Here is a 24,278-nt window from a genome sequence, read left to right as displayed (position 1 = left end):
CAACAACAATAAGACAGGAAGAAAAATATCCATTTAGCTATAGTCTATTCATTTATGATATCGTTTTGCTTGTTTTATAAACATAACTTTAGCAACACGGCCTTAGCAACGTGAGGAAAAATAAATGCATTCCTGTTCATGGCGACATATTGAAATTTTTCACGCAGTAATGACAACTAAAAACCTGACTGATGCTGCCACGTTATTGAAAACATCCCAGCCGACAGTTAGCCGTGAACTCGCTCGTCTCGAACAATTACTGAAATTCAAATTATTTGATCGGATTAAAGGGCGTTTATTTCCCACTGCGCAGGGGCTACGGTTATTTGAGGAAGTGCAGCGCTCTTATTATGGATTGGAAAGAATAATCAACGCGGCTGACAGTATCCGCCAATTTGACCACGCACAACTATCCATCGCCTGCCTGCCGATGTTCTCTCAATCTCTGTTACCAAAAGCCTGTAACAGCTTTATCCAAAGCTATCCTGAGGCAAAACTGACTATCATTCCGCAAGAATCACCATTATTGGAAGAATGGCTCTCGGCACAGCGCCATGATCTTGGCCTGACAGAACATTTACAGACACCTGCAGGCACTGAACAAGAAACATTGATGACATTAAATGAAGTTTGTGTTTTACCTGCCAGTCATCCACTCTGTCAAAAACCACAACTAACACCAGAAGATTTTAGCGGGGAAAAGTTTATCAGCCTGTCGATCACTGACAGCTACAGGCAACTGATTGATACAATCTTTGCTGAACATCATATAAATCGCAATATGGTGATAGAAACCCACAGTGCCGCTTCAATTTGTGCCATGATCACCGAAGGCATTGGATTGTCTATTGTAAACCCGCTAACCGCACTGGATTATTCAGAGAACAACGCAAATATCTGCCTTAGACCATTCAGTATCGACATTCCGTTCACAGTGAGTTTAATTAAACCGATACATCGGCCATCCTCAGAACCCGTCGAAACCTTTATTACTCATCTGAAACAACAGGCCGCCCTATTCCCTGCAAAATTAGCCGCCGCTTTTCAACATTAACGATTGCCAGTGAGAAGATGTTGAAAACCAACCCACCAGAAAATCTAATAATGCCCGCAGTGTTACAGGCATATTCTGACGGCTGGTATAAATGCCATAAATACCCATTGCTTGTGGCTGGTAATCAGGTAGTAGTGCAACCAACTGCCCGGATTTCAAATAAGAAGAAACAGAATAATAAGGCTGCATTGCTATTCCTGCTCCCTGTAAAGCCGCTTCCATTAACACAGTCGATTCATTAGCACTTAACGTACCGCTTACCGGGACTGAATACTGTTCATGTTGTTTTTCAAACAACCATAAACTTTTGCCGAAAAAATTATAAGTGAGACAAGTATGTGATGCCAAATCCGCAGGATTTTGCGGAGTTGATTTTCCGGCTAAATAAGAAGGAGCGGCACAGACAACGGAGTGACAAGTTGATAATGGACGAGCAATCAAATTCGGTTCCAGATTATTGGTAATACGGATTGCTAAATCAATCCGCTCCTCAATTAAATTAATCGCTTTATTATTAATTTGCAGATTAACGGAAATATGTGGATACATTCGCATAAATTCTGGAATTGCAACTGACAACGCACTGATACCCAACGATTGAGAACAGCTGACGCGCAACAACCCCCTCAAGGTTTGTGCTTCCAGAGATTGTTGTACGGGCATTGCTTCTGCTAACTCCATCAGCTTAAGGCTACGTTGGTAAGCACTCTCACCTGCCGAAGTTAAGCTGATCTTACGTGTTGTGCGATGCAATAAACGAACCCCCGCCCACTTTTCCATCTCAGCCAAATACCGCGACACCATCGCTCTCGACATATCCAAGCGTTCTGCCGCCGCAATCAGACTTCCCTGCTCAACAATCGTAACAAATACTTGTGCTGCTGTGACTCTATCCATTTCAGCCGACTCATTCCCCGCTCTAATTAGTTCGATATATGCAACAAATAGTTGCTGATTATGTGGTTTTTAAATCGAAATATGCAACCTATTATATAGGCCATTAAAGCAAATACGCATTTTGATATAGGAATTCTATGATGACTCGCAAAACAACATTAAATATCGCTCTGGCGGCGACCCTCTCTTTAGGAATGGCATCACTGGCTCAAGCAGGCGATCTCAAGTTGGATATCTACAATCCGGGTGAAAAAGGCATTTTCCCAGTTTCTTCTGAGGTCATCAGCGGCGATCATGAAGTTGTTCTGATCGATGCTCAGTTTAAGAAAAGCGATGCACAAGAACTGATAAAAATGATCCAGCAGACAGGTAAAAAACTGACAACGATCTATATCAGCCAATCCGATCCTGATTTTTACTTTGGCCTTGATGTAATCACTGAAGCTTTCCCTGAAGCTAAAGTCATCGCATCACCAGAAACCATCAAAGCGATCAACGAAACCAAAGACGGCAAATTAGCCTATTGGGGTGGAATTCTGGCTAATCAGGCACCTAAAAAGATCATCGTACCAGAACCACTGAAAGGAAATTCCTTCACTGTTGATGGTGAAAAACTGATTGTCGAAGGTTTGGATGGCCCTGCCGCAGATCGCACTTTTGTCTGGATCCCTAAACTGAAAGCGGTTGTCGGTGGCGTTACTGTTTCTGACAATATTCATGTATGGATTGCGGATACCCAGACCAAAGGATCACGCCAACACTGGGAACAAACACTGGAGCGCATCAAAAACCTGAAACCAGCAACTGTTGTGCCAGGCCATTATCTGGGAAACCCGTCAATGACGTTGGATTCAGTGACTTTCACGCAGAATTATCTGACCACATTGGAAAAAGAATTACCTAAAGCAAAAGATTCCGATGCGCTGATTTCAGCCATGAAGAAACACTATCCAGACCTTGCCGACGAATCCAGCCTTGAGCTGAGTGCCAAGGTATTGAAAGGCGAAATGAAGTGGCCTCAGTAAGTTAAAATAAGAGGACGTTGCAGATAGCAACGTCCTCTTGGATATAACCTCAACCAAGCTCAATAGATTGCCCGGTAGAAAGATTTTTTGCATTTGGTAGCCATAACCTTCCCCACGCGCCACTACAATGACACGCATAAACATGTTGTATATTCTCTTTTTTAATGAATTTCCTGATTGTCAGCAATTTAAATGGTGAAGCATAGCGTAAATGCAAGCCTCCAATAACTGCATATACTTTTTTAACTCCGGTAATTTTCTTGGCATATTCGATGATATCAATTACGCCACGATGACCACATCCGATGAATATAATTAACCCATACTCAGACTTATAGATCAAAACCCCTTCATCCTTGACAAAATCTGGTGAAAATCTTTCTTCTTGGTTTTTATTTCCAATAACATTATGGTTTTTAATAACTCCATACCGTTTGTTTTTATCTTTTCTTATCTCACCAGAGTATAAAAACTCATCATTAATATACACTTCATCTTTTGATAAAAAAGCATCAAATTTTTCTAATTCAACTTGTCTGGATAATTTTTTAAATGTCAGTGCAGTATTCTTAGTTATCACCCAACCATAATATCTCTCATCTTTGATATCAGGATGAGAAATCAACTTAGCATCACTAGAAAAAAAAGATAATCCACCACAATGATCAAAATGCCCATGCGATATCACCACAGTGGAAACTGAAGATAAATCAATATTTAATTTGTTTGCATTATCAATAAAGCTCCCATCTGGCCCAGTGTCAAACAGAATTGTGGTTTTTTGATCCTGAATTAACAAGCTCAAACCAGCTTTAGCTGTTAAAACACCTTTATAAGGTGAAAAAACCTGATTCTCCAATAAAGCCGTTATTTTTAATGTCATAATAGAGCTCATCTCCTCTATGAACGTAATGAGAGAATGAACTTTTTACGATAAATCTGCAAGTTATGTCGTGATAGACAGCAATAATTGTTGCTTGATTAACTATACTGAAAATGAAAAACTGAAAATGAAAATCTATTGGGTGTCAATAATATTACTCAGGCAAAACCCCATCAAGACTATCGCTGATACACACAAATAAGGCCCGAATGCGATAAAATCAGGATAGGATTTTCTTTTCAGCCTCATAATCACAAATCCAAACAGCCCTGATAATGAAGCCATCAGCATCAATATTGGTATCATTTCCACACCTAACCATGCACCGATTGCTGCGGTTAATTTAAGATCGCCATACCCTACCCCCTCCTTCTTTAAAGTAAACCAACATAACCAATATAAAAACCATAAAAACAGATACCCTGATATGGCGCCGTATATCGCACTTTTTATCGGCACTAAATTACCATCAATATTAAATAAAATTCCAAACCATAATAAAGGCAGAGTGATAACATCCGGCAAACAAAACGTTTTAATATCGATAATGGATAACAACAGCAAAGTACTACAAAAAAACATAATTATTATATAATTTGTTTCATTTAAAATAACCAACCACCTTTTGCTTTACCCAGAAAATACTGAGCTATATTTATTTATAAATGACATCCTTGTCACCATCTTATTTCCTTATTTTCTGACCGCAATCAGAACACAAACAATATTAATTTATCATGCTATTTATTGGCAACAAAAATTCAGTGAAAATAGCAATTACAAAATAAATATGCGAGCCAGCTCGCAAGGATATACAGGGTATTACCACAGCCAAAAGATAGCTTGATCACGCAAACAACGCTCATTTATCATGATAATGAATCAACTTTATCATATGGCTGTCTATGTCATGCCGGAAGTCATATGGCTGTTTATGCCATACCGGAAAAAGAAGGAAAGAAGAAATATGCGAATTCCCCGCATCTATCACCCTGAAACGCTCACTGTCGGGACTGAAATTTACCTGAGTGACGATGCTGCCAATCATGTTGGCCGAGTACTCAGAATGAGTAACGGACAGGCATTACAACTTTTTGATGGCAGCAATCAGGTTTTTGATGCAGAAATCACTGAGGCCAGTAAAAAAACAGTCAAAGTGCGTATCCTTGATAGCAAATTATCTGACCATGAATCGCCGCTGACTCTGCATGTTGGGCAGGTCATGTCTCGCGGCGAAAAAATGGAGTTCACAATCCAAAAATCCGTGGAACTGGGAGTCAGCACTATCACGCCGCTACTTTCTGAACGTTGTGGTGTAAAACTGGATACGGAAAGATTGGAAAAAAAATTGCAGCAATGGAAAAAAATTGTCATTTCTGCCTGTGAACAGTGCGGACGTAACCGTATTCCTGAGATCCGTCCAGTCATATCACTTGAAGCATGGTGCAAAGAAAATGATGACAGCCTAAAATTGAATCTGCATCCTCGTGCCAGCCAGAGCATCAATACTCTCCCACTTCCTGTGGAAAAAGTGCGTCTGCTGATTGGGCCTGAAGGAGGATTGTCTGCTGAAGAAATTGAAATGACGGCAAAATATCAATTTACTGATATCCTGTTGGGTCCTCGCATCCTGAGGACAGAAACAACGGCTCTCACCGCAATTACCGCACTGCAAGTACGTTTCGGTGATCTAGGCTAAGGAGAAAAAATGATCAAGCTCGGTATAGTGATGGACCCTATTTCGTCCATCAACATAAAAAAAGACACCAGTTTTGCCATGCTGTTGGAAGCGCAAAAACGTGGGTGGGAAATTCATTACATGGAGATGAATGATCTTTATCTGCATCAAGGTGAAGCCCGTGCCCGTACTCGTTTGCTCACGGTAGAAGAAAATCCACAACAATGGTATCAATTTGGCAGTGAACAAGAGATAGCTCTCGATACCCTGCAAGTTATCCTGATGCGCAAAGATCCACCTTTTGATACTGAGTACATTTATGCTACCTACATTCTGGAAAGAGCAGAAGTCAAAGGCAGCCTGATTGTCAACAAACCTCAAAGCCTGCGCGACTGCAATGAAAAACTGTTTACAGCTTGGTTCCCTGAGTTAACTCCCGATACGCTCGTGACCCGCAACGCAAAAAATTTGCGCGAATTTCACCAAAAGCATGGCGATGTTATCTTTAAGCCGCTGGATGGCATGGGAGGCGCTTCCATCTTTCGTCTGAAACAAGATGATGCGAATGTCGGTGTCATTATTGAAACCCTGACTGAGCATGGCAGCCGTTACTGTATGGCACAAAACTTCCTGCCAGCCATTAAAGAGGGAGATAAGCGGGTATTGGTCATTGATGGCGAGCCTGTACCTTATTGCCTTGCCCGTATACCAGCACAAGGAGAAACCCGTGGTAACCTTGCGGCAGGTGGACGCGGAGAAGCCCGCCCATTGTCAGAAAGCGATTGGGCAATCGCCCGCGCCGTTGCTCCGGTACTAAAAGAGAAAGGCTTAATCTTTGTCGGGCTTGATATCATTGGCGACCGTTTAACTGAAATCAACGTCACCAGCCCAACCTGTGCGCGTGAAATAGAAGCTGCATTCCCTGAAGTTTCCGTTACTGGCATGCTGATGGATGCCATCGAAAAACGATTGGGAAAAAAAGTAGCTTAATTGCCTAAATCGCTTCCGTTTCCTGACAACATTTGCCATTTATAATAAGTGCCCACATACTGGTGGGCCAAATCACTCTTAACATTGCCAGAATAATTATCAGAAAACCCATGAACCTACAGCACCACTTTCTTATTGCCATGCCTTCGCTCTCTGATCCTTATTTCAACCGTTCTGTAGTTTACATCTGCGAACATGATCAAAACGGGGCAATGGGGTTAGTTATCAATAAACCGATAGCCCAGGTTTCTATCCAAAGCATCTTACAGAAGTTGGATATCGCTCCTGAAGATAGAGACAACGATATCAACCTGAATAAACCAGTGATGACAGGCGGACCTTTGTCTGAAGAACATGGTTTCATTTTGCATACACCACAGTCAGGTTTCAGTTCCAGCATCCAGATCTCTGATCAAACTATGATCACAACATCTAAAGACATGCTGGAAGCTCTGGGGACACCTCGTCAGCCGAAAAACGTGTTGATGACTCTCGGATATTCTAGCTGGGAAACAGGCCAGTTAGAAAAAGAGATTATGGAAAATAGCTGGCTTACCGTCAGCGCTGATCCTTCGATAATTTTTAATACTCCCATTTCTGAACGCTGGCGTGAAGCCGCGTCTTTACTGGGGATCAATATATACAATCTCGCATCACAAGCAGGACATGCCTGATGAAAAACCGCACAATCATTGCTTTCGATTTTGGCACCCGCAGTATCGGTGCAGCTATCGGACAAGAAATCACAGGCACAGCCAGAGCGTTATCCGCCTTCAAAGCTAATGAAGGCTCCCCAAATTGGGAACTCATCGGAAAATTGCTCAAAGAGTGGCAGCCAGATCTGGTCATTGTTGGCCTGCCACTCAATATGGATGGCACTGAGCAACCAGTCACCGCACAAGCCCGAAAATTTGCCAACCGCCTGCATGGACGCTTTGGGGCTCAGGTTGAACTGCACGATGAACGATTAACCACAGTGGAAGCCCGCTCTCACTTATTCGACCACGGTGGTTATAAGGCCCTGAATAAAGGCAACGTTGATGCAGCTTCTGCTGTTATCATTCTGGAAAGCTGGTTTGAACAGCAATATTAATCATAACCATGCTTAGCGCCTTTCTATTCTGCCAATAATCCTAACAATTTGCGCTGTTGCCGGCTTTGTTCATAAGTCTGCATACCACAAGCAGCGCCGGTCTGCATTAATGTGGCTATCTGATGATTCTTGCCTTCCCTGATCAAATGGCTGACGGCCTGATTGACGATCAGAACCTCATGGATAGCCACCCTGCCCCCCTTTTTATCAGGCAGCAGTTGTTGGGAAATAACCGCTTTTAAACTTCCGGCCAGTTGGCTGCAAATCCAGCCTTTTTCTTCTGCGGAGAAAACATCAATCAGTCGATCTATCGCCGGGATCGCACCACGGGTATGCAGTGTTGATAAAACCAGATGCCCCGTTTCAGCCGCTGTCAGGGCCAACCGGATTGTTTCTTTATCGCGTAATTCGCCCAGTAAAATCACATCTGGATCTTGCCGTAATGCCCCTTTCAACGCTGTTTGATAATCCGGTGTATCTTTACTCACCTGCCTTTGCTGTATCAGACAATTTCGACTTTGATGAACAAATTCTATCGGGTCTTCCAGCATGATGATGTGTTTACTGCTATGGCTATTAAGCGCATTAATCATGGCTGACAGCGTGGTGGATTTCCCACTCCCCGTCGCTCCTGTCACTAATATCAGTCCGCTGACCTCCTGCAAGATAAGGCGCTGAATAATGTCAGGTGCATATAACTGTTCCAGAGTCGGGCATTTATCTGTAATCAATCTCAATACCAATGACAAATGAGACTGTTGATAGAACAGATTTCCCCTGAGCCGCTGTTCATCCGGCATTACCAGCACAAAATCGACATGGCCATGCTCTTGTAATTGCTGTTTCTGAACATCCGATAATATTTCTTTGCTCCAGTCCCCAATAGTATCGGATTGAATTTTATCCAGTTGTATCTGTGGATATAACACACCATTGATGCGCAAAACAGGAACCTTCCCGACACAAAGATGCAGATCGGAAGCATTATGCTTTACACTAAGGGACACTAATTTTTCCATATTCACTTTTTAATCTCCTGAGTCACTTATGAACAATATTGAACAAAATCTTCACGATGTCAGGAACCGCATTACTGTTGCTGCTCAAAAATGCGGGCGTTCTCCAGAAGAAATTACCTTACTTGCAGTCAGTAAAACCAAACCTGCGAATGCCATCGCACAAGCCATAACCGCAGGTCAGCGGGAATTTGGTGAAAATTACGTTCAGGAAGGGGTTGAAAAAATTCAGCACTTTAGTAACCGCGACGATTTGGTGTGGCACTTTATTGGCCCGCTACAGTCCAATAAGAGTCGGCTGGTGGCAGAAAATTTTGATTGGTGTCATACCATTGATAGATTAAAAATAGCCCAGCGTTTAAGTGAGCAACGTCCTGACAACATGGCACCACTTAATGTACTGATTCAAATTAATATCAGTGGTGAAGGCAGTAAATCAGGGATTTTGTTGGAAGCGTTAACCGAGTTGGCTGTAACTATTAATGAACTGCCTAATCTGGTATTACGCGGATTGATGGCAATACCTGCCCCGGAAAGTAATTTCGAACACCAAATAATGGTTTTCAGCCAAATGGAACAGGCATTTACCGAGCTGAAAGCGCAGTATCCACAAGTTGATACACTGTCAATGGGCATGACGGATGATATGGACGCCGCCATTACCCGTGGTTCTACGTTGGTTCGGATTGGGACGGCAATATTCGGTGCCCGTCAGTATAATTCTTAGACTAAGCCTGAATTTAAATCTTAACTTAGAAAAATACCCGATTCGGTTCCCAAACTAAATTGATTAATATGCGAGATTGTTTAATGAAAAATCGTAAAATCACCTTTATTGGCGCAGGAAATATGGCTAATGCCATTATTGCCGGTCTGATCAGGAAAGGTTATCCGGCCGAACTCATCACAGTCTGCTCGCCAAACACAACCCGCCGTGATGTGTTGGCAAAAGAATATGGCATTCACAGCCAAAGTGATAATGTTCGTTACGCTCAGGAAGCCGATGTGATTGTGTTGGCTGTTAAACCTCAGATGATGGCAGAAATTTGTAATTCTCTGCACTCTCAGGTCGATTTCAGTCAAAAACTGGTTCTTTCCATTGCTGCCGGTATTCCGATTGCCCGTTTTTATGCGCTTTTGCAGGATAATCTCAATATCATCCGTATCATGCCAAATACCCCTTCGCTTGTCGGAGAAGGCGTCAGCGGACTGTTTGCCCCTGAATATGTTTCTCAACCTGATCGCGAGGTTGCGGCATCATTGATGAGCAGTGTTGGTAAAGTCTGCTGGGTAGATGATGAAAGCAGCATCAACGATATTATTGCCATTGCTGGCAGTGCCCCTGCTTACTTCTTCCTGTTCATGGAGTCTATGCAACAAGAAGCAGAGCGTCTGGGATTCAATAGCGAAACAGCCAGAGAGCTTGTCCTGCAAGCCGCAATGGGTTCAGCTAAACTTGCTGAAACGCAAAAAGATCTTCCTTTTGCTATCCTGCGTGAGCAGGTAACATCTAAAGGTGGTACTACGGCTGAAGCACTGCGCATTTTTTATGAGGGCAATCTGCCTGAAACTGTGTCCCGTGCCATGCAGGGAGCAATCCGCCGAGCGCAAGAAATGGAAAAATTATTTTAATTCAATTGGTTTAATTCAATCAGGGCTGCTACATGCAATTCTTAAACTTCATCTTTTTCACAGTTCTGGATTTATATATTGCCGTTTTACTGCTCCGCGTCTGGATGCAGTGGGGACGTTGTGATTTCTATAATCCATTCTCACAATTTATTGTTAAAGTAACCCAACCAGTGGTACGTCCATTACGTAAGGTGATCCCTTCTGCTGGCCCCATAGATACAGCATCAGTTCTGTTTGCTTACCTGCTGGTGCTCATTAAAATAGAGTTACCTGTGTGGTTAGCAACCGGACAATTTTTAATACCTTTTAGCTTATTATTCCCTGTTGGGATCATTGAATTGCTGACCGCAGCCGGAAAGCTCATATTCTGGTTGGTGATCGCCCGTGCGTTATTGAGCTGGATCAGTCAAGGACGCAATCCCGTTGATTACGTTCTGCTTCAATTGACGGAACCATTAATGGCTCCTATCCGCCGTATCATCCCTTCTATGGGTGGCCTTGATTTCTCTGCCATGATTGTGATCCTTATCCTTTATGCATTGAATGCCCTGCGTTATGACGTGATGGGATGGCTGGCTTCAATGCTCGCAGGTTAATGCGATACATTATTAATTAGCTGAATAAATAGGTTAATTGAATAAACAGGTTAACTGGATAAATAGGTTCATTGAGTAAATGGCAATGCAAAAAGTTGTTCTCGCCACCGGAAATGCTGGCAAAGTACGTGAATTGGCTGATTTATTGGCTGACTTTGGTTTAGATATTGTGGCTCAAACCGAATTAGGTGTTGATTCCGCTGATGAAACGGGCCTCACTTTCATTGAAAATGCGATCATCAAAGCTCGCCATGCCGCAGCAGTCACTGGATTACCGGCTATTGCAGATGATTCAGGACTATCTGTTGATGCATTAGGGGGTGCTCCGGGTATTTATTCTGCCCGCTATGCAGGCAGTGATGCTTCCGATCAGGAAAATCTGGAAAAACTGTTGGAAGCTATGCGTGATGTTCCTGATGAGCAACGTCAGGCGCAATTCAATTGTGTTTTGGTCTTCTTACGCCATGCCGAAGATCCGACGCCCCTGGTATTTCATGGTCGCTGGTCAGGAGTTATTACCCATGAACCTGCCGGAGAAGGCGGCTTTGGTTATGATCCTGTTTTTTATGCGCCAGAGTTTGGTTGTACGGCAGCTCAACTGAGCCGCGGGCAAAAAAATGCAGTTTCTCACCGTGGGAAGGCATTGGAAATGTTGTTGGAAGCCATGCGTAATGCTTAAGTTACCACCCCTGAGTCTATATATTCATATTCCTTGGTGTGTGCAGAAGTGCCCTTACTGTGATTTCAATTCGCATGCATTAAAGGGAGATGTGCCACATCAGGAATATGTTGATCATCTATTGGCAGATCTGTCCGCCGATCTGCCAATGATTGGTGATCGAGAGGTATCAACGATTTTTATCGGCGGAGGCACTCCAAGCCTGCTAAGCGCAGAGGGAATGCAGCGATTGCTTGATGGCGTAAGATCTTCGCTTCGGCTCTCCCCGCAAGCAGAAATTACGATGGAGGCCAATCCCGGAACAGTCGAAGCCGACCGTTTCAGTGCCTACCAGAAAGCTGGCATCAACCGTATTTCCATCGGTGTACAGAGTTTCGGTTCAGATAAATTGATCCGTCTGGGGCGCATTCACGGCCCGGAAGAGGCCAAACGAGCAGCAAAATTGGCTGATGGACTAGGGTTACGTAGTTTTAATCTGGATTTGATGCATGGGTTGCCTAACCAGACTCTCAGCGAAGCATTGAATGATTTACGTCAAGCGATTGAGCTATCTCCACCGCATCTGTCTTGGTATCAATTAACAATTGAACCCAATACCAGTTTCGGCTCTCGTCCGCCGGTTCTGCCTGATGATGACGCGCTATGGGATATTTTTTCCCAAGGTCATCAGTTACTGACCGAAGCAGGCTATCAGCAATATGAAACTTCTGCATATGCCAAACCGGGTTTTCAGTGTCAGCATAACCTCAATTACTGGCGTTTTGGTGATTACTTAGGCATTGGCTGTGGCGCACACGGGAAAATTTCGTTTGAAGATGGCCGCATTCTTCGTACTGTGAAAACCAAGCATCCACGCGGTTATATGCAGGGGCGTTATTTGGATCAACAAAATCAGGTGGATAATGAAGATCGTCCATTTGAATTTTTCATGAACCGCTTTCGCTTGTTGGAATCCATGCCACGCCAGGATTTCAGTGATTTCACCGGATTACCAGAAAGCATTATTCGCCCGCAACTTGATGAAGCATTGGCTAAAGGCTATATCACTGAAAGTAACACGCACTGGCAAATCACTAAGCATGGGAAACTATTCCTGAATTCGTTATTGGAACTGTTTCTCTGATAAAATAAACTGCACCTGAAAATTAAAGGGTGCAGTTTATTTTCAGCAAATATAAATAGTTACTTAATTCTTCCTGTTGCCCGTGCATAAGAAAACAGCCCGCCAGCAGAGACAATATTGGCAAGTTCACCAATAGGGTCAGTTTGATATTTCTCACCGCCTTTCAATAACGTCACTATCTGGTTTTCAACATCAATCTCAACACTATCGCCTGTGGCTAATTTGTCACACAAACGCTCTTGTGCTGCAATCGGCAATAACTCACCAGTTGATACACAATTCCGGAAGAATATGCGGGCATAAGATTGAGCAAGAACAACTTTTACACCTGAAGCGCCCAATGCAGCAACAGCATGTTCACGCGAAGAGCCACAACCAAAATTCTGGCCTGCCACAATAATCGGATATTTCGCCTTGCCTTCGTTTTCATCAATGAAAGGCAATGACCCTTCCGGTAATCCACACATCGCCAGTGAAGCCAATTGCGCATATCCTTCAGGCGTAGAAGGGTTTACCTTGAGATATTCCGCTGAGAGAATTTGGTCAGTATCAATATTATCGGTCAATACATAAACCTCACCCCGAATGATATTTTCCTTTAATTCATTCATAAAAACTCCTCAGGATTTGTAATTTGGCCAGTAATCGCTGCCGCTGCAACGGAATAAGGAGAAGCGAGATAAATATTGGCGCGTTTATGCCCCATTCTGCCGACGAAATTACGATTGGTTGTAGATATAACGGAGATTGGATCGTTGACCCGTCCGAAAGTATCAGGCGGGCCACCACAGCAGGCTGCACAACCTGATTCAGAAGAAAGCTTCACTCCTGCATCGCTCAAAATTTGATAGACAGAAACACCCTCAATCTGAGTCGTTATTGTCTTATGGAAAACCTCTTTTGTTGCCGGTACTGCGTAAGTCGGAATTTTAACTTTATGCCCTTTTATGACACGAGCTGCCGCGACAAAATCCTCCAGTTTGCCACCCGTACAGGACCCGATATATGCCTGAGAAATAGCAACATTAGCGACTTTTTCAATAGAAACCACATTATCTGGGGAATGAGGTTTAGCAATCTTTGGCTGCATATCAGTAACATCGATATTCAATACACGACTATACTGAGCATCTTCATCAGGATAGAAAATCTCAAAAGGGAGATGATTTCGTTCAGCCAAATAATCCAGCGTCGCCTGATTAGGAACCATAATGCCGTTTTTCGCCCCACACTCAACGACCATATTACAAATCGTCATGCGCTCTTCGACCGATAACTCATCAATGACATGACCACCAAACTCTATGGCCTGATAGGTCGCACCATCAACAGTTAATTCTGACAGGACTGACAAAATCATATCCTTCGCCAAAACATGAGCAGGCTTGGTTCCGCTAAAATTGACCCGGATAGTAGTAGGAACTTTGAGAGGAATTTCACCCGTCCCTAATGCATATGCGGCGTCGGTAATCCCTAACCCAATAGCAAATGCACCAAAAGCACCGGCGGTCACAGTATGGGAATCCGTGCCCAATAACACTTCTCCGGGGCGGGTGTGTCCCCCTTCTGCAAGCCCTATATGGCAAACACCTTTATAATTTGGTGTCCCCACGTCATAAAAATATTTTATATTCTGTTCGGCGGCAAATTCACGCATCACCCGAATGTTCTGATTAGCTTGCGAGTCAGCCGAATAGACAAAATGATCAGGGATCAGAATAAAGCGCTCAGGGTCCCATATCCGTGCATCTTGACCGAACTCTTTTTTAAATACGCTGGCTACACCCGGTGTGCAGGGGTCGTGAGACATTAGAATATCCACTTTCGCCCAAACCACTTCACCCGGAGTGACTTGTTCACGCCCACTTGCCCGTGCAAGAATTTTTTGTGTAATAGTTTGGCTCATCTCACATTACCCCCGAAAGATTAAAAATAGATTGTCATCCTAACAAGATTACTACGCCTGATCGTAAGGAAATACGACTTCAGGCTCACTGTTTCCATTATGGGACAGTCGTTCGAAAAATGGGAAATTCCGGCTCCTTGAATCTATTCCTATTTTTGTTGCACATTGGTCAGCCTCAACAGGATATGTGGTATGTTATGCGCTGATTCCCCCGGATAACTCATCAGGTTACTTCATGAATAATATTGAGAATCTTACTTCAATGGTGGTCTTTGCCCGCGTGGTAGAAACTCTGAGTTTTACTGAAGCAGCAAAATCATTAAGACTGTCCAAATCTTCCGTCAGTCGGGAGATTGCACAGTTAGAGGTAAGATTAGGTACCCAGTTACTCAACCGCACCACGCGCAAAATTCAGGTGACAGAAGTTGGAATGAGTTATTACCAATATTGCCACCGCATTCTTGCTGAAGCCCAAAATGCCGAACATTTTATCCGTAATTTTCATGAGGAACCGATAGGAAGCTTACGCCTGATCGCTCCGGTGTCTTTTGGCAGTCAATGTATTGTCCCGGCTCTGAATAACTTTATTGCCGGTAACATTCACATCAGTGTTGATTTGGAACTGACCGACAGAACGATCAATATGGACGAGGATCAATGTGATATTGCCATCGTCATAGGACGTGAAACACCGCATCATCCGCTCGTGATGCCTCTGATTGAAATTACCTGGGGACTTTACGCCACACCAGACTATATCCGTCAGTTTTCACCAATAAATAAACCTGAAGATCTTCCTCGTTACGATTACCTGCTATTCCGAGGCCCTGCGCATACTATTTCCCTCCCGTTCCGTAAAGAAAGACATAAGCTGGATATTGATGTACGCAGCCGATTCCGTATCAACAATAGTGTGGCATTAATGAGTTCTGCGCTGGCCGGAGCGGGCATCGCCTATCTGCCGGATTATGTGGCCCATGAGGCTGTAACAGAAGGAAAATTAGTACGGCTTCTTCCTGAATGGAATATGGATATTTATCAAGCCTGGATACTGTTTAAGTCAGAAGACACCCTATCTTCACGTGTACAACAGTTTGCAAACTCTCTGCAACAGAAGCTGAAATAAGATGAATTCATGCGGGTACAACAGCACCCGCAAAAAATACAATATGTAGAAGATACTGTAAAAGATATCAATAGTAATTACCGTGTCGGTAATCCCAGGTCGTGAATATATCAGCCATTATCACCATGATCTTATTCACATCCAGTCCCTTACGAATCAATACCGGGCACGGAGTAATATCTCGCTGACCATTTTGCAGCGGCACTAATTTACCATTTTCATCTACCATAGAAACCATAACACCTTGTTCATAACGAGTCTGCTCAGTTTCATTAGGTTGGATAGATTTAACATAGTCATTGGCGGAGATAATCAGATCAGCACGCTCTTCAATTCGCTCACCGATGCATTCAACCAATCCACGGTTACCTTTACCTGACGGGTTAGCAGAGCTGGCAAAAGAAAACTTGCCATGTTTTTCCCAAAGCTCTTTCGCCAAAATTTCGCCGGGTTTACCAAATTTAATGACAAAACAACTCGTACCACGCTGATCCATCATCAGTTCTTTGGAACCATCATCTGGAATACGGGCTATCGCTTCCTCTTTCCAAGGCAGGATACAACCCAGCAATACATCCTGATCCCAATGTCTTTGATAAAGTTCTTCAATTTCCGCATTAAGCTGAGCCAACTCTTTCAACTGTTCCAGAGATCCGCATAAAACAACACCGGGCTTGTTGCGATTACGCAGCTTAGCTTCAAATTTACGCTCCAGTCCTTGTGCATCGGACGTCATAATAATGTACCCAACTTTAGTTGGGCAGACGATCATTCCACCATCATTAGAGAGGATCTCTACCGCTTCCGGCTGTACCCCATTATTCCATTGAATTTTTGTGCTGCTCATATTGATCCCCTTTACTGGAAACGGAAGAATTATTAATCAATTAATTAACGCTGGTAGTAGCCGGTAATAGTGGCTGTTGCCAAGGTATTGGCCTGAATCATAAAACGCGCAATAGCGTTCGTTGTTTCAGAATCAACACCCAGTTTTTCTACCGATAAAGCATGTACTGTGAAAATATATCGGTGTGCTTTATCACCCTCAGGCGGGCAAGGACCATCGAAACCGGGCAAACCATAATCATTTTTGCTTTGGATAGTACCGACGGGCAATTTACTGCCATCGCCTTGCCCTGCATTTGCTGTCAAGGCCCGAATTTCCACTGGAATATCAAAAGCAACCCAGTGCCAGAAGCCACTGCCTGTTGGTGCATCAGGATCATAGACAGTAATGGCAAAGCTTTTTGTTTCAGCGGGTGCATCTATCCAAGTCAGTTCAGGTGAACGATTATCACCATGACTACCAAATTCATTAAATGCATGTTCTTTCTGCAAAAAATCATTATTCTTAAATTCAGTTGAACTGATAATCATGATTATGTCCCCATCATTGAATGCCTTTTAAAACATCCTAACGCAGTTTTTTTATACTGCAAGATGAGGTTATGATTCTGCTTGATTGTTTCAATTTGGGAACAATAAGTGAGTTACCGGATACTTTTGCAAGACGTGGAATTGTGTGGAATATAGGTATTTAAAATAAAATTTTATCCCGAAACCTGACTATTCAGATTTCGGGATTTATTCAGAAAAAGATTCAGGAAAAGGTAACTATCAATCTATAAAATTACAACGCTTCAGCAATGGCATTAACCTGTCGCGTCATACTATCCAAGCCGCCGCCAGACAAATACCAAAGATCAGATTGCAGATAAACTATTTTACCATTTTTATAGGCATGGGTTGATTTGACTTGATCATTTTCAAACTGATCTTTTGTCAGTTTATCCGCACCAATCGCTTCACTGCGATCAATAATAAAAATTACATCAGGATTCGCCTGTGCAATCATATCTGCCGTGACAACGCGACTTTTGTCGTTATCTGATTTAGCTGGCAATACAGAGCGTGGAGCTTTAATTACATCATAAACAATGGTCTGATTATTGGGGTATAATTCACCAGCATTGTGCAGCAACACCAGTACTTTGCTGTTTGCTGTTTTTGCTTTTTCCTGAGCAGAAGCGATGGTTTTTTCTAAAGCAGCAAACTGTGTTTTAACCGCATCTTGTTTATCAAATAATCCACCTAATAACTTAATATTATTATCTACGGATGGCAGATAATTTTTATTGTCTGTACTTAAATCAACCGTTGGCGCTATTTGTGACAAGCGCTCATAAGAAGAACCCTGACGGCCTGTGATCACAATCAGATCTGGTTTTATTTCCGCCAATTTTTCCAAATCAGGTGATTTCATTCCACCTGCATTATGCATATTCGCAGGCACATCACTACGCACATACTCAGGCAAGCTATCGAGAGGTAATGCAATAACGCGCTCGGACAAACCTAATTTCGCCATCGAATCATATGTTCCGAAATCAAACAGAACGACCCGCTTTGGATTTTTTTTGACCTGAGTTTCACCGGAAAGGTGTTTTATCGTGACATAATCACCAGACTGGGCTGTTACTGAGTTTGGTGTAAATGATGATGGCTGACTGAATGCAGAGTAGCTAGTGACGGAAAGTAGTGATGCAATAACAATTGGCAGGATCTTTTTCATTGTTACACCTGAATTAAGTATATTGGTACATCAATATAATGGTAAGCCAATATAATAGTAAGAAGTACCCCGCATTCTAGGTGGCAACGTTAATATGTCAACCAAATAAGAATCAATTTCATATTGATTCTTATTTGTATAAATATATTGTGATTTACTTAATAGAATTCATCAGAGCTGTGCGTTGTTGTTCCAATTTACTGGCTTTACTACAGACTTCTACTTTCAAAAGCTTCAACGCTTTCTCCTGTTTTTTCAATTCTTCATCAAACCCATTTTGCATCCCGCCCAATCCGCCAAGAAGAGACATTAGCATCTGTTTGCCGTCACCATTTTGATCACTTTTTTTACGGCTTATTTCATTAATACTATCCTGCAAGATGCCACCAAGACTCTGTTCAACGAGCTTCTGGCCTTCAGCTTCTACTTGCTTAACTTCCTGATGATTGAATGCAAAACCATTAACGCGGGTTTCAATCACTTTATCAATTTGCTGGTTAAGACCAGATTCCAATTGAGATAAACGATGACGAATATTACTTTCCTTGCCCATCGTATCAACAATCACTTTATCCAGAGACTGGCGGGCACTTGCCAAATGACTGATTGCCTCTTTCTTGACCCACGGTAAATCCTGACGGATAGTCTGCTGATATTGCAGGGCCTTGCGACGTTGCTCTGTATTTAATGACAGAGCCTTACCATCACGGGTTATGGAGCCATCAGGCAATATCTTCAAGTTTCCACTAGCCCCAACAATTTGGACAGACTTTGGCGTAACAATAATGTCATCATTAAGTGTTGCCTGACATTCAGAACTTGCCTGAGCGACAATAACCTGAGATGCAAATAATAATGATGCAGCCATCGTGATTCTGCGTAACATATATTCTCCTAATTTCTTTTGCTTGATGACTTCCCATCAGCCCGGACAAGGTTAAAAAATAGAGCGTCCAATACGCCCAGCCAATTTTTCCAATGCCGCACAACCTGCCAATGAGTTACCCGCTTTATCCAGTTCAGGAGACCATACTGTAACGGTGAACTCTCCCGGAACAACACAGACAATTCCGCCACCAACCCCCGATTTTCCCGGCATACCAATCCTGAAAGCAAACTCACCAGAACCATCGTACATCCCACAAGTCAGCATCAGTGCATTAATCTGTCTTGTTTGTCGATGGCTCAAAATTTGCTGGCCGGAACCAATCATTCGTCCTTTGTTAGCTAAATAAATAAAACATTGGGACAGTTCAACACAATTCATTTTCAAGGCGCAATATTGAAAATAGGATTTCAAAACCGTCAAGACATCGTTTTCAAAATTACCGAAGGACTTCATGAGATAAGCAATTGAAGCATTACGACTTGAATGATCCATCTCTGAACGAGCAACGGCATCATCATAACAAATATCTTTTTGCCCTGTGAGGCTACGGACAAACTCCAGCATTCTATGCTTAGGCGCACTCAAACGTGATTGCAGCATGTCACTGATAATTAATGCCCCAGCATTAATAAAAGGATTCCGGGGTATCCCTTTTTCCAGCTCTAACTGAACTAATGAGTTAAAAGGCTGCCCGGAAGGCTCCGTGCCGACTCGCTGCCAAATGTTATGCTCTTGATAACGCGTCATGGCTAGTGTCAAGCTCAGTACCTTGGAAATGGACTGTATGGAAAAGCGCTTTTCTGCATCTCCCGCTTGGAAAATTTGTCCATCAACTGTACAAATGGCCATTCCCAGATTATTTACCGGAACTTCTGCCAGAGCGGGAATGTAATCTGCCACTTTCCCTTGGCCAATCAAAGGGCGTACTTCATCTAAGATATCTGCCAATAACGAATTAGAGAACCTTACCTTCACCACTTTCTCTCCAGATAGACAAGGGCTCCAAAGGAGCCCCTGCATACAGCGCTATTTCTGTATCTACTCTTTTCAGTTACTGGTTGGTTAACGGCAACTTGAAATCTATATTGAGTATCAAAACGCTAATTTTTTATGCAACAGCAAATCAATCCCACCAAACATCAAACAGTTCTGATGTGACAACATCTTCCATGCCGCGATCTTTCAGCCATTTATCCACTAACTGGCTGTGTTCTTCGGTACATTTGCCGATTTTTTGCAGACAGATCAAACCTTCCCACTGCAAATAACCACTAGCATCCAAAGCCAAACCATTTGGTTCAATCACTTCTTCAATCAAGGCATCAACTGAACTGTCAACAACATCAATGGATGTATTCGCCGGGAAACTCCACTTTACTGAAAATCCTAATTCTTGGAATTCATCAATATGCATTTTTTTACGCAGACGACGACTACGGTTTTTAGCCATTATTTTACCCTCTCAAACATTAGATCCCATACGCCATGCCCTAACCGATGACCGCGCATCTCGAATTTCGTAATTGGACGTGAATCAGGACGCGGCACATAGTCACCGTTTTCCGATAAATTGCGATACCCTTCGGCTTCGCTCATCACTTCCAGCATATGTTCAGCATATGGCTGCCAGTCCGTTGCCATATGGAAGACACCACCGATTTTCAGCTTACTTCTAATCAGTTGAGCAAATTCAGGTTGTACAATCCGGCGCTTATTATGGCGGGCTTTATGCCATGGATCAGGAAAGAAAAGCTGAACCATCTCCAGACTCTGCTCCGGGAGCATATTATTCAGTACTTCAATGGCATCATGGCACATAACACGCAGATTACTGAGGTTTTCCTCTTGTGCGGAAGCCAGACATGCGCCTACTCCCGGTGCATGAACTTCGATTCCAAAAAAATTTTTCTCGGAATTCTGGCTTGCCATCGTAACCAGAGATGTGCCCATACCGAAACCAATTTCCAGTACAACCGGAGCTTCACGATCAAAAAGCGCCACCATATCGGACATTTCAGGTTGATAATCCACACCCATCATCGGCCACACATTATCAAGTGCTTGCTGCTGACGACTTGTTAATCGTCCCTGCCGACGCACAAAACTGCGGACACGGCGCAAAGCCCTGCCATTTTCATCATATTCCGGTGAAATTACGTTATTTATCATGATACTTTCTATCAGTTTTAAAGGCATTTGCTCAGGCGTCTGGGGCTTAATATACCGCAGGATTGCCCAGATAGAGCGCAATTATGCAAAGATGGCTGAGTTTATCAAGTTCAGTGTCCATAAGCACAACTTTAATGTTAATTTGCAGGGCTCTTCGAAACAAAGTTCGGGTTTACACTGAGGTTACACTATGTTGCAATCCTGTTCACGAAACAATTATCCGATATAAAGACAATTATTCTAATGATGGAAGCTGAGCAATTTTCACCGGTGGTATTGGAATGGTATCATCGTTATGGTCGCAAGACTCTGCCGTGGCAGTTGGAAAAAACGTCCTATCACGTCTGGCTTTCAGAGGTGATGCTACAACAAACACAGGTCGCTACTGTCATTCCTTATTTCCAAAAGTTTATTTCACGTTTTCCCGATGTTGCCTCTTTGGCTGCTGCACCATTGGATGAAGTTCTCCATTTGTGGACGGGTCTGGGATATTATGCACGTGCCCGTAATTTGCACAAAGCCGCACAACAGATTGTGGAATTACACAATGGAAAATTTCCGACGACATTCGATACCGTTGTTGCCCTGCCCGGTGTGGGACGCTCAACTGCCGGCGCTATCCTTTCCTTATCTCAGGGCAAACACTTTCCCATTCTTGATGGTAACGTGAAGCGTGTTTTGGCTCGCTGCTATGCCATCGATGGCTGGCCGGGTAAAAAAGAAGTTGAGAACCAATTGTGGGATATCAGCACGCGAGTCACTCCCGGACAAGGCGTCGAATACTTTAATCAGGCAATGATGGATCTGGGTGCGATGGTCTGCACTCGTAGCAAACCTAAATGTGAAATTTGTCCCCTCAATGCTGGCTGTATCGCTTACGCCAATCATAGTTGGACAAACTATCCGGGGAAGAAACCGAAACAAAGCATTCCGGAAAAAACATCATACTTTCTATTAATGCAGCATGGTGATACGGTTTGGCTGGAACAGCGCCCACTGTCTGGTATTTGGGGTGGCCTGTTTGCCTTTCCGCAATTTACTGATCAGACATCGCTGGAGCAATGGCTGCAAGATTCGGGTATTTCTCACAGCAAACCTGAGCAACTGACAGCATTTCGCCACACATTCAGTCATTTTCATTTAGATATCGTCCCTATTAGAATTGATATCTTATCTTTTGATTCCTGCATGGATGAAAGCAAAGGACTTTGGTATAACTTACGCCAGCCAGCGACTATTGGATTGGCAGCTCCCGTTGAGTACCTTTTGCAACAACTGGGTTAATTTACCCTTTATTTTGAGGATTGATTATGAGCAGAACTATTTTTTGTACTTTTTTGCAACGAGAAACCGAAGGCCAAGATTTTCAGCTCTATCCAGGGGAGTTAGGCAAGCGTATTTTCAATGAGATTTCTAAAGAAGCGTGGCAACAATGGATGAGCAAACAAACCATGCTCATTAATGAAAAAAAATTAAATACCATGAATCCTGAAGATCGCAAACTGCTTGAGCAAGAGATGGTAAAATTCCTGTTCGAAGGACATGACATCCAAATCGACGGTTACACACCACCAGAACAATAATATTACTATGCCATTGGCATAATCAGAGCCATTTCGCATGGCTCTAAATACTGATGGCATTCCAATATCCAACGGCACTATAAAATGAAAAAACTGCTGGCTCTGACTCTTCTCGCACCACTCCTGATTTCCTGCTCTAGCAAAAAAGATATTGAATACGATGAAAAATATGTCAAAGACACCAATGGATTCGATATTTTAATGGGGCAATTTGCCCATAACATTGAAAATATCTGGGGATTACAAGAAGTCTTAATCGCGGGCCAAAAAGATTATGTGAAATATACAGATCAATACCAAACCCGCAGTCATATCAATTTTGAGGCCGGAAGCATCACGATTGAAACTTTATCTCCGATTGATCCCACTGAACACTTACGCAAAGCGATTGTGACTACTTTGCTGATGGGAGATGATCCGGGATCAGTTGATCTTTATTCAGACTCCAATGATATTAAGATCAGTAAAGAACCCTTCCTGTATGGGCAGGTTTTGGATAATGGTGGAGAGGCAATTCGTTGGGAGTGGCGAGCCCGTCATTTTGCCAATTACCTGATTCAGAACAAATTACAGAAACGCCAGTCAGGTCTGCATGTCATTTGGTCAGTCACCATCCAATTGGTTCCTAACCATTTGGATAAACGCGCCCATAAATATCTGCCTATTATTCGCAAAGCATCCATTAAATATGGTGTTGAAGAATCCCTAATCCTTGCCATCATGCAGACTGAATCCAGCTTTAACCCCTATGCCGTCAGCCGTTCTGATGCCCTGGGTCTTATGCAAGTCATGCAGCATACCGCTGGAAAAGATGTTTTCAGAATGCAGGGAAAGTCAGGTCATCCTAGCCGCAGTTATCTCTTCGAACCTGAAAATAACATTGACGCCGGAACAGCCTATCTATCAATATTGCAAAATATTTACTTAGGCGAAATCAAAAACACCACTTCACGCCGATATGCCGTTATCACAGCCTACAACGGCGGAGCCGGAAGTGTATTGCGCGTATTTTCCGGTGATAGGAAAAAAGCGGCTCAAATTATCAACACCATGGAACCAGGCGATGTTTATGAAACCCTGACAAGCAAACATCCATCTGCCGAATCACGCCGTTATTTGATGAAAGTAAACAATACACAGAAAAGTTATCGCAGATAATCGATAACAAAATAGTTGATAGCAAAGAAGTAATAAAGAATGGAGAGGTGGTTATCTCTCCATTTTGTTTGGATTTATAGCTTGTTGGATAATTTAAAAGCATACAGATAAAATTATGCAAAAAGTGTTTGACGGATTAGGCTGAATACGGTTTAATGCGCCCCGTTGCCCGGATAGCTCAGTCGGTAGAGCAGGGGATTGAAAATCCC

28 protein-coding genes are annotated in these 24,278 nt (G+C 43.0%); 15 read left to right on the top strand and 13 right to left on the bottom strand.

Annotated features, from left to right (window positions below; all coding sequences use genetic code 11):
* Nucleotides 1-124: 124 nt before the first annotated feature.
* Complete coding sequence (locus FE394_RS08270) at nt 125-1,054, top strand: LysR family transcriptional regulator (RefSeq protein WP_319925920.1); 930 nt, start codon at nt 125-127, stop codon at nt 1,052-1,054.
* On the opposite strand, the gene FE394_RS08265 is transcribed toward FE394_RS08270, so the two are convergent.
* Nucleotides 1,031-1,951 (bottom strand): LysR family transcriptional regulator, encoded by a 921-nt coding sequence (locus tag FE394_RS08265; protein WP_319925919.1) that lies wholly within the window; start codon nt 1,949-1,951, stop codon nt 1,031-1,033. The genes FE394_RS08270 and FE394_RS08265 overlap by 24 nt on opposite strands.
* 140 nt (nt 1,952-2,091) lie before the next feature.
* On the opposite strand from FE394_RS08265, the gene FE394_RS08260 reads away from it, so the two are divergent.
* Nucleotides 2,092-2,976: an MBL fold metallo-hydrolase gene (locus FE394_RS08260; RefSeq protein ID WP_319925959.1), complete on the top strand. Its 885-nt coding sequence runs from the start codon at nt 2,092-2,094 to the stop codon at nt 2,974-2,976.
* Nucleotides 2,977-3,025: 49 nt separating this feature from the next.
* Here the strand turns inward: FE394_RS08260 and FE394_RS08255 are convergent, their stop codons facing one another.
* Entirely contained in the window at nt 3,026-3,859 is an 834-nt protein-coding gene (locus FE394_RS08255; RefSeq protein ID WP_319925918.1) for an MBL fold metallo-hydrolase, read from the bottom strand.
* A gap of 135 nt (nt 3,860-3,994) precedes the next feature.
* Nucleotides 3,995-4,477 (bottom strand): prepilin peptidase, encoded by a 483-nt coding sequence (locus FE394_RS08250; RefSeq protein ID WP_319925917.1) that lies wholly within the window; start codon nt 4,475-4,477, stop codon nt 3,995-3,997.
* A 349-nt stretch (nt 4,478-4,826) separates the two neighbouring features.
* Here FE394_RS08250 and rsmE point away from each other — a divergent pair, with 349 nt between their 5' ends.
* From rsmE to ruvX, 4 genes are all read left to right on the top strand, one after another.
* Nucleotides 4,827-5,558, top strand: coding sequence for a 16S rRNA (uracil(1498)-N(3))-methyltransferase (rsmE, locus tag FE394_RS08245; RefSeq protein ID WP_319925958.1), 732 nt, complete (start codon nt 4,827-4,829; stop codon nt 5,556-5,558).
* Between the two features lie 9 nt (nt 5,559-5,567).
* Nucleotides 5,568-6,527: a glutathione synthase gene (gshB, locus tag FE394_RS08240; protein WP_319925916.1), complete on the top strand. Its 960-nt coding sequence runs from the start codon at nt 5,568-5,570 to the stop codon at nt 6,525-6,527.
* 110 nt (nt 6,528-6,637) lie between these two features.
* Entirely contained in the window at nt 6,638-7,201 is a 564-nt protein-coding gene (locus FE394_RS08235; protein ID WP_319925915.1) for a YqgE/AlgH family protein, read from the top strand.
* Entirely contained in the window at nt 7,201-7,620 is a 420-nt protein-coding gene (ruvX, locus tag FE394_RS08230) for a Holliday junction resolvase RuvX (RefSeq protein WP_319925914.1), read from the top strand. Before FE394_RS08235 ends, ruvX begins: the two co-directional genes overlap by 1 nt.
* 23 nt (nt 7,621-7,643) lie before the next feature.
* Here the strand turns inward: ruvX and FE394_RS08225 are convergent, their stop codons facing one another.
* Complete coding sequence (locus tag FE394_RS08225; protein ID WP_319925913.1) at nt 7,644-8,645, bottom strand: type IV pilus twitching motility protein PilT; 1,002 nt, start codon at nt 8,643-8,645, stop codon at nt 7,644-7,646.
* A 22-nt stretch (nt 8,646-8,667) separates the two neighbouring features.
* Between FE394_RS08225 and FE394_RS08220 the strand changes: the two genes are divergently transcribed.
* From FE394_RS08220 to hemW, 5 genes are all read left to right on the top strand, one after another.
* Nucleotides 8,668-9,363, top strand: a complete 696-nt coding sequence (locus FE394_RS08220; RefSeq protein WP_319925912.1) for a YggS family pyridoxal phosphate-dependent enzyme — start codon at nt 8,668-8,670, stop codon at nt 9,361-9,363.
* Nucleotides 9,364-9,446: 83 nt separating this feature from the next.
* Nucleotides 9,447-10,268, top strand: a complete 822-nt coding sequence (gene proC, locus FE394_RS08215; RefSeq protein WP_319925911.1) for a pyrroline-5-carboxylate reductase — start codon at nt 9,447-9,449, stop codon at nt 10,266-10,268.
* Between the two features lie 32 nt (nt 10,269-10,300).
* Nucleotides 10,301-10,864 (top strand): YggT family protein, encoded by a 564-nt coding sequence (locus FE394_RS08210; protein WP_319925910.1) that lies wholly within the window; start codon nt 10,301-10,303, stop codon nt 10,862-10,864.
* Nucleotides 10,865-10,949: 85 nt separating this feature from the next.
* Entirely contained in the window at nt 10,950-11,543 is a 594-nt protein-coding gene (locus tag FE394_RS08205; RefSeq protein ID WP_319925957.1) for an XTP/dITP diphosphatase, read from the top strand.
* A complete protein-coding gene (gene hemW, locus FE394_RS08200) occupies nt 11,536-12,666 on the top strand; it encodes a radical SAM family heme chaperone HemW (RefSeq protein ID WP_319925909.1) in 1,131 nt (376 codons plus the stop codon). Before FE394_RS08205 ends, hemW begins: the two co-directional genes overlap by 8 nt.
* A gap of 59 nt (nt 12,667-12,725) precedes the next feature.
* Here the strand turns inward: hemW and FE394_RS08195 are convergent, their stop codons facing one another.
* Together FE394_RS08195 and FE394_RS08190 are read right to left on the bottom strand one after the other, a co-directional pair.
* Nucleotides 12,726-13,277, bottom strand: a complete 552-nt coding sequence (locus tag FE394_RS08195; RefSeq protein ID WP_319925908.1) for a LeuD/DmdB family oxidoreductase small subunit — start codon at nt 13,275-13,277, stop codon at nt 12,726-12,728.
* Nucleotides 13,274-14,572, bottom strand: coding sequence for a 3-isopropylmalate dehydratase large subunit (locus FE394_RS08190; protein ID WP_319925907.1), 1,299 nt, complete (start codon nt 14,570-14,572; stop codon nt 13,274-13,276). The genes FE394_RS08195 and FE394_RS08190 overlap by 4 nt, the downstream gene beginning before the upstream one ends.
* 235 nt (nt 14,573-14,807) lie before the next feature.
* Here FE394_RS08190 and FE394_RS08185 point away from each other — a divergent pair, with 235 nt between their 5' ends.
* The gene (locus FE394_RS08185; protein WP_319925906.1) at nt 14,808-15,698 is read left to right on the top strand and encodes a LysR family transcriptional regulator; all 891 of its coding nucleotides are present in this window, start codon (nt 14,808-14,810) and stop codon (nt 15,696-15,698) included.
* Between the two features lie 67 nt (nt 15,699-15,765).
* On the opposite strand, the gene FE394_RS08180 is transcribed toward FE394_RS08185, so the two are convergent.
* The 7 genes from FE394_RS08180 to trmB all read right to left on the bottom strand — a co-directional run bounded on the left by FE394_RS08180 (nt 15,766) and on the right by trmB (nt 21,328).
* Entirely contained in the window at nt 15,766-16,545 is a 780-nt protein-coding gene (locus tag FE394_RS08180; protein ID WP_319925905.1) for an L-threonylcarbamoyladenylate synthase, read from the bottom strand.
* Between the two features lie 44 nt (nt 16,546-16,589).
* On the bottom strand, nt 16,590-17,075 hold the full coding sequence (locus FE394_RS08175; protein ID WP_319925904.1) for a YbhB/YbcL family Raf kinase inhibitor-like protein: 486 nt from the start codon (nt 17,073-17,075) through the stop codon (nt 16,590-16,592).
* Between the two features lie 253 nt (nt 17,076-17,328).
* Entirely contained in the window at nt 17,329-18,270 is a 942-nt protein-coding gene (locus FE394_RS08170) for a siderophore ABC transporter substrate-binding protein (protein WP_319925903.1), read from the bottom strand.
* Between the two features lie 154 nt (nt 18,271-18,424).
* Nucleotides 18,425-19,156, bottom strand: coding sequence for a DUF2884 family protein (locus tag FE394_RS08165; protein ID WP_319925902.1), 732 nt, complete (start codon nt 19,154-19,156; stop codon nt 18,425-18,427).
* 51 nt (nt 19,157-19,207) lie between these two features.
* Nucleotides 19,208-20,134 (bottom strand): glutaminase B, encoded by a 927-nt coding sequence (gene glsB, locus FE394_RS08160; protein ID WP_419836318.1) that lies wholly within the window; start codon nt 20,132-20,134, stop codon nt 19,208-19,210.
* 148 nt (nt 20,135-20,282) lie between these two features.
* Nucleotides 20,283-20,609, bottom strand: coding sequence for a YggL family protein (locus FE394_RS08155; RefSeq protein ID WP_319925900.1), 327 nt, complete (start codon nt 20,607-20,609; stop codon nt 20,283-20,285).
* Nucleotides 20,609-21,328, bottom strand: coding sequence for a tRNA (guanosine(46)-N7)-methyltransferase TrmB (gene trmB, locus FE394_RS08150; RefSeq protein ID WP_319925899.1), 720 nt, complete (start codon nt 21,326-21,328; stop codon nt 20,609-20,611). The genes FE394_RS08155 and trmB overlap by 1 nt, the downstream gene beginning before the upstream one ends.
* 243 nt (nt 21,329-21,571) lie before the next feature.
* Between trmB and mutY the strand changes: the two genes are divergently transcribed.
* The 3 genes from mutY to mltC all read left to right on the top strand — a co-directional run bounded on the left by mutY (nt 21,572) and on the right by mltC (nt 24,069).
* The gene (gene mutY / locus FE394_RS08145) at nt 21,572-22,612 is read left to right on the top strand and encodes an A/G-specific adenine glycosylase (protein WP_319925898.1); all 1,041 of its coding nucleotides are present in this window, start codon (nt 21,572-21,574) and stop codon (nt 22,610-22,612) included.
* 26 nt (nt 22,613-22,638) lie between these two features.
* On the top strand, nt 22,639-22,911 hold the full coding sequence (locus FE394_RS08140; protein ID WP_047962309.1) for an oxidative damage protection protein: 273 nt from the start codon (nt 22,639-22,641) through the stop codon (nt 22,909-22,911).
* Nucleotides 22,912-22,995: 84 nt separating this feature from the next.
* Nucleotides 22,996-24,069: a membrane-bound lytic murein transglycosylase MltC gene (mltC, locus tag FE394_RS08135; protein WP_319925897.1), complete on the top strand. Its 1,074-nt coding sequence runs from the start codon at nt 22,996-22,998 to the stop codon at nt 24,067-24,069.
* The last annotated feature ends 209 nt before the right edge of the window (nt 24,070-24,278 follow it).

The organism is Xenorhabdus littoralis (genome assembly GCF_033949345.1).
Lineage (GTDB): Bacteria > Pseudomonadota > Gammaproteobacteria > Enterobacterales > Enterobacteriaceae > Xenorhabdus > Xenorhabdus littoralis.
This window is presented reverse-complemented; position numbering and strand designations above follow the sequence as displayed.